Source organism: Desulfobacter sp. UBA2225, from assembly GCF_002348205.1.
GTDB classification, from domain to species: Bacteria; Desulfobacterota; Desulfobacteria; order Desulfobacterales; family Desulfobacteraceae; genus Desulfobacter; species Desulfobacter postgatei.
Map to the genome: position 1 here is coordinate 1 of NZ_DDYV01000052.1, position 9,153 is coordinate 9,153.

General features: G+C 46.6%; 6 protein-coding genes and 2 pseudogenes. 1 reads left to right on the forward strand and 7 read right to left on the reverse strand.

The features are described from left to right. Positions 1-864 (reverse strand): annotated as a pseudogene (locus B3D59_RS02765) (pyruvate, phosphate dikinase); the annotation flags it as partial. Between the two features lie 323 nt (positions 865-1,187). Here B3D59_RS02765 and B3D59_RS02770 point away from each other — a divergent pair. Next, positions 1,188-1,739, forward strand: coding sequence for a hypothetical protein (locus B3D59_RS02770; protein ID WP_286817573.1), 552 nt, complete (start codon positions 1,188-1,190; stop codon positions 1,737-1,739). A 231-nt stretch (positions 1,740-1,970) separates the two neighbouring features. On the opposite strand, the gene B3D59_RS02775 is transcribed toward B3D59_RS02770, so the two are convergent. The 6 genes and pseudogenes from B3D59_RS02775 to pncA form a co-directional block, all read right to left on the reverse strand. Beyond that, positions 1,971-4,580: a PEP/pyruvate-binding domain-containing protein gene (locus tag B3D59_RS02775; RefSeq protein WP_286817574.1), complete on the reverse strand. Its 2,610-nt coding sequence runs from the start codon at positions 4,578-4,580 to the stop codon at positions 1,971-1,973. A 79-nt stretch (positions 4,581-4,659) separates the two neighbouring features. Then, on the reverse strand, positions 4,660-5,349 hold the full coding sequence (locus tag B3D59_RS02780) for a hypothetical protein (RefSeq protein ID WP_286817575.1): 690 nt from the start codon (positions 5,347-5,349) through the stop codon (positions 4,660-4,662). A gap of 5 nt (positions 5,350-5,354) precedes the next feature. Next, positions 5,355-6,638, reverse strand: a complete 1,284-nt coding sequence (locus B3D59_RS02785; RefSeq protein WP_286817576.1) for a sulfite exporter TauE/SafE family protein — start codon at positions 6,636-6,638, stop codon at positions 5,355-5,357. Between the two features lie 57 nt (positions 6,639-6,695). Further along, positions 6,696-7,091, reverse strand: a complete 396-nt coding sequence (locus B3D59_RS02790) for a response regulator (protein ID WP_286817577.1) — start codon at positions 7,089-7,091, stop codon at positions 6,696-6,698. A 676-nt stretch (positions 7,092-7,767) separates the two neighbouring features. Beyond that, a pseudogene (locus B3D59_RS18420) lies at positions 7,768-8,569 on the reverse strand (type I restriction endonuclease); the annotation flags it as partial. Positions 8,570-8,604: 35 nt separating this feature from the next. Continuing rightward, on the reverse strand, positions 8,605-9,153 hold a 549-nt coding region (gene pncA, locus B3D59_RS02805; protein WP_286817581.1), incomplete at its 5' end, for a bifunctional nicotinamidase/pyrazinamidase.

Consider the following 9,153-nt stretch of genomic DNA (forward strand, 5'->3'; position numbering starts at 1 on the left):
CAGCTTAACATATTTTCCATAGATTTTTTCCGGGGCAAAAGAAAAAATCTGCCGGGGGATCTCTCTGAAGCGTTTGATATGGTCCCTGTGTCCGGTCAGTTCCATTAAAGCCGACATGGTTTTCATATCATCGGCCGGCAGGGCTTTTATCTGCGCCAGGGTCTGTTGCTCTTTTTGAATCTTTTCCCGGGATACCGGGTTTAAAAGCGTGAGCATATCCGGTCCGCCGCGCCACTCATCTATATTGTTTTTCATCCATGCCACAGGGTCTTCCTGGCAGAGCCAGAATTCAAAAGAGACCTCAAAAAAGCGAATTAAAAATCTGTTTAAGGCAGATCGTAAATTTGGGTCGTCAGGGAGTGCCTTTTTTTGGATCATCAGCCTGGCCATGACGTCGGGCTGGTAATAGGCGTTGACAAAGAACAAGAAATCAGACTCCTGGAGGGATAAAATACGGTCAATTTCTTGGGTCAGTGTTCGATTGAATACATGAAGGCCTTGTGCACCGGATTTGGCGATATAATGCAAAATCTGCATGAGATTGTCTGCGGCATTGGATTTGATTTCAGGATCCGATATGGATTCAAATGCCGTGTTAAAAATATCACAAAGCAAATCAAGCGCCTTTGGTCCATTGGGCTCACTGCCGTACAAATGAAAATGGTGAAGGGAAAAATGCCGGGACTCGGTGACAATAAAGGCCCAGTTCCGGTACGGATGGGACAGTTCCTTTAAAAAGGTTTCCAGGCGGCTGACAATGCCCACATATCCTTTAAAAAAGTCAAGAAGCAGAAGATACCGTTCATCAATGGTGACGTCTGCCCGGGTATCTGAAAGGTTGACTTCAAGGGCTTTTGATTTCACAGAAATGACCTCTTTGTTCTTTTATGATGGTGGAAAAGGATTTTTAAAACGCTTTAGTTTATCATGACTGCCCTGGTTTGTAACCTAATGTTTTGGGCTAATTTCCATTTGTGCCTGTTATCAATTTACAATATTTTGAAATAAGAGATATCATCGGTTTATATTTTTTTTAATCCTTGCCTTGACACAGGTTCCGGCTTGCTTATCTTAACCGACTCTTATAATATAAGATCACTATCTATCGAAACCGTATTCAATTGAAAATTAAAATCTAAACCGGTTTTTTTTAATCTGGTGAACATTTAATGTGAGGAGTAAGAACCATGAATAATGATCCGTCTCAATTTACACTGTACAGTGGCGGGCACAGAGGCGCTGAAGCCGAATTTGGAAAACTTGCAGAGAAATACGGCGTCAAGGAGGTTAATTTTTCCTTTGAGGGTCATACGATTGAAAGGGATACAGGCATACGGATGCTGAACCAGGAGGCGCTTGAAAAAGGGAATATCTCAATGGATATAGTCTCGGCCCGTCTGGGCAGATCCTTTTCAAAAGGCAATAAAATCAGAAAGGTTATCCAGTCCATTTTTCATATGGTCAATAACGGATACCAGATTTTTGCCGTGGGGTGGATCCTGCCGGACAAGACCGTTAAGGGCGGCACCGGATGGGGTGTGGAGTTGGGCAAACTGTTCAACCGTCCGGTTTTTGTCTATGAACAGGACAGGAAGGCCTGGTTTTCCTGGGTGAATAATGAATGGCAGATGGCCACCCCCGTGATTCACCATAAAAACTTTGCAGGAACAGGTACCCGGAATCTTACCGACGATGCTGCGGCTGCGATGCAGGATCTATTCGAGCGCAGTTTCAAATAGCGTGTGTATGGCAGAAAAATTTGTAATCCTGATTGCAAATTTTTCTGCGCTTTGCACCTGGGCAACTTTTTATCTAAACACGGGAGATTAGATATTGTGGCTCATTTTAAATCCTGTCCTAAAATTGCGACCAAAAACAGGACAGAGAATTCATGTGCAATGGTCAAGAAGCCTGAAAAATAGGGAAAGACCAGGAAGCCGAATTAATGGCCTTCCCCAAATCCGTTATAATCAAGATTTTGCAAGCACAACGTTTTGTATATCGGTATCGATTTTTTTTCGGTAGCGGGTGATGGCCGATTCGTTGGACATAATCATATCCAGCTGACGGGTGTGCATGATCAGATACCCAAGGATGTTTAACCGCTCCGTCATAAAGTCCATTTCATATCCCTCGACCCGGGCCACAAGGCTGTCTTCACGGACTTCGACCCTGAAAAGGTGCTCAGTCAGGATTTCTGCAATAAACTGGATGCGCCTGATCCGGCGACGTGTATCTGCAGCGCCGCCTTTAAACCGGAAGCTGATATAGTTTTCTGAAGCCCTTTCACTGACCAGGGCTTCGGTGATGGAAAAATGGTACCCCAGGCGGGAGGAAAAACTGCAGAAATTCTTTGAGATCATAAAATAATTACGTTCCGTATAGGCCGACTTCATGCCGGGTTCCAGTGCCCTGTTTGTCGTGGACTGGAACATCACGGACGCCAACCCCTTATGGTCAATGGGCGGCGGGCCTGCCCAGGGAACAGCGATGATTCCGTCCCAGAGGGCCATCATGGGGATGGATGATATATTTTCCAGCCGGATGTACTTATCATGGGTATCTTCTTTAACCCCGTCATCCAGGTTTAAAATCCACCATTGCATGGGGACTTTATAGAAGAGCCGTTTACTGGACCGTTCGGAAAAATCATGATCCTTGCCGAAACTGAACATTTCCTCCACGGATTTTTCATGGGCAAACCGGGTGATATCATGAAGGGTTCTGCAATTTTCCGGCTTGAAATCAGGAGAATACGGATCAAGGAGATTGAGCGGAACAATATACCTGCTGAGGTGAAGAAGGATATTGTAGACCGGACCTATCTCAAAGCTGGTCTTTCCAGTCATCACCTCCTGAGCCGGGAGATCTATTTTCCCTTTGTAGATACACACCCGACTGCTGTCCACCGTAATCTCATCACCGGTTTTCAGTAACGTGCAAACGTTTTTAATTCCGAATATGGCCGGGACGTTGAATTCTCTTGCCACATTGGCCAAGTGGCCGGCAAAGGTACCATGCTCGCTAAGGATCGCAGATGCCTTATTGAGCAGTGAGGCCCAGATCGGCAAGGCCTGGCTGACAACGAGGATTCCATGATTCGGAAAATTCGACATATTGTCCGGACTGTTCAGGATAAATACTTCACCACTGGCAACACCTGGAAAGATGGTCATCCCGCCTGAGACCAGAACATTTTTTCCTGCCCCCTGAACAGTGTCTTCCGGAATGTCAGGCCTGTGGGCTTCCATCTGCTGAAGCGGTCTGGATTGAAGGATATAAATGCTTCCGGACTGATCAATGGCCCATTCAACATCCTGAGGCGATCCGTAATATCCTTCAATCCGGATGGCCAGGTCTGTCAGCTCCAATATCTGTGCATCGCTGATGGAAGGCTGATCCTTGGTTTCATTGGTATTTTCAAAACGGCAGACCCCGGTGTCGGCATTACACAGAAAGCGAGTTCCTTTTTCCTTGATGTCTTTAAATGTGATCCGTGGGGGCAAATCCCGGGCAACTGTAAAAAGATCACAGTCCACGCTTCCGTCAACAACAACCTTGGGAAGCCCCCATGCTGAGTTGATAAATATCGAATCATCCCCTGCATCAAGCGGATTCCGGGTGTACATCACACCGCCTGAACGTGCATCCACCATGCTGATACACCCCACACTCATAAAGATGTCCTCATCACGGATCCCTTTGTTAAGGCGGTAAGTGATGGCTGTGAAGCTGTATTTACTTGCAATGACATCTTTGTATTTTTGTGAGAGATCCTCCTTGCGGACATTTAGTTCAGACCGGTATTGTCCGGCAAAAGAATTTGCGACGGAATCCTCTCCCATGGCACTGCTCCTGAGAGCGACAGAAAATGACCTTGAGCCCATTTCCAGCTCAAGGTCATGATAAGCCTTATGAATTTCGGTTTCAAGAATCTCGGGGAGAGGGGATTCAATGATCATTTTCTGGATATCTTTGCTTAAGGCAAAAAGGGCGTCCATATCTCTTATATCGGTAGAAACAAACCGCCGGTTAATCTCGGTCTGAAGAGAGTTATGTTCCAGGAAATAGTCATAGGCCCTGGAGGTAATCGTAAAACCGGCAGGCACCTTCAGTTTGACAAAGTTTAAAATCTCTCCGAGGTTTGCCATTTTACTGCCCACCAAATCTGCCTTGGTAAGGTCTATAGACGATATCGGGATAATGAACCGTTCATCTTTATCTTCTTTTTTTTGCTCAATAATCTGTTTGATGTTCAGACAGATGTCATCAAACACGATATAAAGTACGTTGTATTTTCCACCACTGAGCTGTTCCAGATTTTTGAGCAGCCGAAGAAGATTTACCGTAATGGCAGTGCTTTTGGTCCTGATAAACGAGTTGCCAAAAGGCCTCTTGAGTGAAAGGGCCTGTTCGATTTCCGTCATGATCTCCAATGCCCTGTTGTTGGCATTTAAAAGCATTTTGAAATGATGATACCGCTCCTGAAATTCTACTCTCAGGGTTTCGGCATCCGGCCCTGTGTCAGGTGGCCCGGGGTTTGAAAAAAATTTTTTGAGAAAAGAGATAAGTTTTTTCATTGGCTTTCTGTTTTCCGGTGTCGATCAGGCGATCGGCACCGGAAACTTTTACAGTGTCATTGGGGGCAGGAAGACAGAATCAATGCCCGATCTGCAATCCCCAGCCCTCAAACATAAACAGGATGGCGTAGCCGTACCACATCGTATACACCACGTAAAAAACAAGCGAAAAAATCACTGTCCCCAGTTTGTTGCTCATGCTTTCCGGTACAATTTTATAATAATTATAGGAACATTCAACCGCCCGTGTCATGACCGTATAAACCGTCTTGCCATTGGCAAACTGCTCCTGTTTGTCAAAACTCTTTTTCATGGCTTTCAGACTGGTCCACCAGTTAAACAGAACCTTTCTGCCTTCAATACCGTATTTTTCCTGGAGAACATCCCCCTTGTTATGGAATAGTGCATCGGAATCTTCAAGGCAATTCATCAGTATATTGCCAAAATCACCAGTGATGTTTAATTTTTCCGCGTCTTCAGTGACCGTTGCACCGGCTTTACTGAAAAGGGCTGCGCTTTCCGTTGCCAATTCAGCTGAATCATAGGAAAGTTTTACAGTAATCTCTTTCCCGGTCTCGGATTTACCAATAGTCTCTTTGATTGAAGGGATATAATAAGCAGATCCCTTGGAGATGGAATTAAAAAGATTGTCCAGATAGTTCAAACAGTTCTGTCCGTTGAGAAGCGGCATGAAAAACATGACCAATACAATCAGAAAGACCGCCATCAAACCGATACCCCCGGCTAACTCCTTTTTATTGGCTGCCATGATAGTTAAACCTCCTCACCTTTTAATTTTTTGATGTTCATTACAAATGTGCCGATAACCCAGATTGCAAATATGGAAATGATAATGAAAAAGAGATATGTTCCAATGGTATCAAGCACAGCCGTAGTTTCTTTTGGGATCTTGATTAGACCGATGGATGACAGTTTTGACGGGAGCGCAAAAGCCCGGTTGACAAATCCGGCAAGCACCGACAGTGCATAAAAACCACGGATCGTAATCCCTTTGACAACCTTAGTGGCCAAGGCGCCTATCTGTATGCCCAGCAATGACCCCAGAAGCATTCCCATAGCAAGGGTATAAAAAATAAAACCATAAATGGCGTACTGGCCAATGGACGAATAACCGGCTGTAAAAATAATCTGGAAAATATCCGTACCTACGGTTGTCATGGAGGAGATACCCAGCACGTATACAAAGAGGGGGAAGGTCAGAAAGCCGCCGCCCACGCCCATGATGGCTGCGGCGAGTCCGACAAAGAACCCGCTTGCTATCAGAAACCAGGAAGAGATCCGGCGGCCGCCCGGGATCAGCCCTTCATCAAAGCTTACCATGGGCGGAATGTTCATGCTCTGAAGTTTTATAGGAAGACTGCCCATTTCAGAGCCTTCGTCTTTGCCGCCGTGGGCAGAGCCGCCCCCGCCCGGAGCCTTTCTGGCTTTTAAATAATCCATGAGGGCATAGGAGCCCAGTGCGCCCAGCATAATGACGTAGATGGTCGTGATAAAGGCATCACTGAGGATGGGGTTGAAATCATATAACACCCGGTTGATCCATCCGCCCAGGGTTGCACCGCCAATGGAACCGATCAGAAAGATCAGGGCAATGGAGACGGAAATATTCCCCAGTTTCTTATGGAGAACGCTTCCCATGATGGCTTTGGCAAAAATGTGGAACAGGTCGGTTCCCACTGCCAGAATACCTTTAACCCCGACGCTCATCAGGGCCGGGGCAATGATGAACCCACCTCCTGCTCCGATACAACCCGTTATCAGACCGGCACAGAGCCCGACACCAATGGAGGCCAGAAAAATTTTCATGGTGAAGAAAGACGGGCTGTAGGCGTTTTTTCCACCAAGATACTCGGGAAGCCCTCCCACAAGCTGATCCGCAAACACAACACCGCCGATAAGTATCGGGATTAGAAGCAATCCCAATATCATCATCCGTTTCCGGCTCCTCAGGATGGTATTGGCTGTGGAAATCTCCCACTCTGCGTGGGCCCGGGATCCAAGATACAGGAACCGGCCTATGTTTTTAAAAAACATCATTTATCCATTCTCCTTAATTATTTGTTTGTTGTTAAACTAATCAATATTTTCAATTGATTATGTTATACCCTTCAATTTGGCTTCCTGAAGGGATTTCTTTTTGTAAGCATCAGTAATCTTGTAATACAATTCGTCGAAATCAACGGGTTTGACGATGTAGTCAAATGCACCGTTATCCATACCTGCCCTGGCTGCATCCAGCATGGCATGGCCTGTGAGCATGATGACCTCAATGAGCGGCCAGCGGGATTTGATCTCTTCCAGAACCTTGATCCCGTTTTTAGAACCCGGCATCTGGACATCCAGCACCACCACATCGAAATTCCCCTCTGCAATGCGTTCAAGTGCCTGTTCCCCGTCAGGCACTCCTGAAGCATCAATATGTCTTTTTCTGAACCGCTTGATAATGATATCCAGAAATCCGGCTTCATCATCCACAAAAAGTACGTTCATTTTGCATGCCTATCCTCAAATCAAACCAATGTTTCAAAATGCGCATCTGAAATATGAATTCAGACACCAGCAAATCGATAGCAATAAAAATAGCAATAAATATGCCTCGGAACTGTAAACAAAAAAAATAAAAAACCTGTTTAAAATTTAGATGGTTATAAACAAGAAGGAATTTTGTATGGGAATGGTTGCCTGTCCGTTTTTTTTACACATTGTAAATAAACTAGAGCCAACCGGCCAAGAGCCAGTACCAGAATCGGTTCGGGCATGTTTCTTTTTATTTCTCCAGGAATATCCTTCTTTCTGGTAACGCTGCCCGCCGCCAAGGCATAATAACCAACCACCCGGCTTTCAAAGTTAAGATGCTTTAAGATTAAAACCACGAAGTTCACGAAGAAGAGTACGCTATAATATCTTCGTGAACTTCGTGTTCTTTGTGGTCAAGTTATTCATGCTTAAGTTTATGACATCGTGCCTATACCTGTGCCATCATGGCGTTGAGGAGTTCGGTTTGCTTGCCGGTGGCGGCGTCAATCTGCTGTTCCAGCGTGTCGCACAGGGGCATCAATTGGTCGATGCGGGAGACAATGCGCTGTTGTTCGGGAAGCGGGGAGTGGAATTACAAATTGCCCAAGCCTTTCGATGTTTAGCTTCGGCATCTTTACCCGATTTTCAGATAGACGATGGCTTTGTCGAAGCGGTTGGTCTGTTTGAGAAACTCGGTGATCTTCAGGGCAACCAGCCGGGTGCGGGTTTTCAGAACCAGGGTCTTGTCAAAATCCTTCTGGTTGTAGATGCGGTCCTCTATTTCATTGCCGTACTTGTTAAGCATGCCTTTGTCAGGCCGCCAGCCGGTCAGGTCTTTGTCTATGTAGATGCGCACGACTTTATAGGGAACCAGAAATCCGTCGTTGATTCCCTGCCGCAGGCTGTAGGTATAAATGGGGTCGCCAAAATAGTCGATATTGGAGACTTCTTTGGTCTCCTTGGGGGTGGCGGTGAGACCGATCTGGGTGGCGGATGTGACGTATTCAAGGATTTCATGCCAGGCAGAATCGGCGTCAGCGGTGCCCCGATGACATTCATCGGGGAAATTCGTGGGGTGAAAGCTCACGCTCGACAATGCCGTCCATGGCAATGTTGTTGTGGAACAAAAAGCCGTCACCGTTTGAACTGAAGATAAACGGCACCTGCAGCATGTCGGCGTAGCCAAGGGCCTGTTGCATGCCGTCGCCAATTGAATGGTTATTGTCTTTGACTTCGATAACGGCAATGGGAATATTGGGCTTGTAGAACAGGACATAATCGGCGCGTTTGTGCCTGGCCCGGGTATGCAGCTTGCCGCGCACGATGATACGCCCGTTTGTGAGGGCGTATTCTTCTCTTATCTGGGTGGCTATATCCCAGCCGGCCTGGGCCAAAGCCGGGGTGATGAATTTGGTACAAATATCGCGCTCGGAGAGTTGTTTCTTATTCATCAGCCAACCTTATTCTAAAGCCCCTTGGGTTGTGTTCAGCAAATATCGACACCGGCTGCTTTCATATTTTCCAACGCTGCAGCCGTGCTTTCCGGGGCAACGCCCCGGCACAGGTCTTTGATCAGTGTCACCTCAAACCCGAGCATTATAGCATCCATGACCGTGGCCTTGACGCAATAATCCGTTGCCAGTCCGTAAATGATGAGCTTTTTTATCCCTGAACCTTTAAGGATATCCGCCAGGCCGGTCTCTTTTTTGCGGTCATCAAAAAAACCGGAATAGGAGTCAAAGGCCGGATCCATGCCTTTTTTTACAATGGCCGTAAACAGGGATTCATCCATCAAAATCCGGGCGCCTGGGCTCTCCTGAACACAATGGGGGGGCCATAATACCTGTTGGCGTCCCTCAATTTGAATGAGATCATAGGGGGTGGTGTTGTCGTGGTTGGAAAAAAAGGAAATGTGGTTTGCCGGGTGCCAGTCCTGGGTCGCATAGATCGGGTAACCCAGTGACTTGAGCCGGCGGGTTTCGGTTTCTGTCGCATCAAGGTATGCCTGGTCAGCACCCCCAACGGCCAGGCTGCC

What these genes read in the sequence shown, in the direction of transcription:
- B3D59_RS02770 (WP_286817573.1), top strand. Translation starts at nt 1,188, where the DNA reads ATGAATAATGATCCGTCTCAATTTACACTGTACAGTGGCGGGCACAGA.
- B3D59_RS02775 (WP_286817574.1), bottom strand. Translation starts at nt 4,580, where the DNA reads ATGAAAAAACTTATCTCTTTTCTCAAAAAATTTTTTTCAAACCCCGGG.
- B3D59_RS02780 (WP_286817575.1), bottom strand. Translation starts at nt 5,349, where the DNA reads ATGGCAGCCAATAAAAAGGAGTTAGCCGGGGGTATCGGTTTGATGGCG.
- B3D59_RS02785 (WP_286817576.1), bottom strand. Translation starts at nt 6,638, where the DNA reads ATGATGTTTTTTAAAAACATAGGCCGGTTCCTGTATCTTGGATCCCGG.
- B3D59_RS02790 (WP_286817577.1), bottom strand. Translation starts at nt 7,091, where the DNA reads ATGAACGTACTTTTTGTGGATGATGAAGCCGGATTTCTGGATATCATT.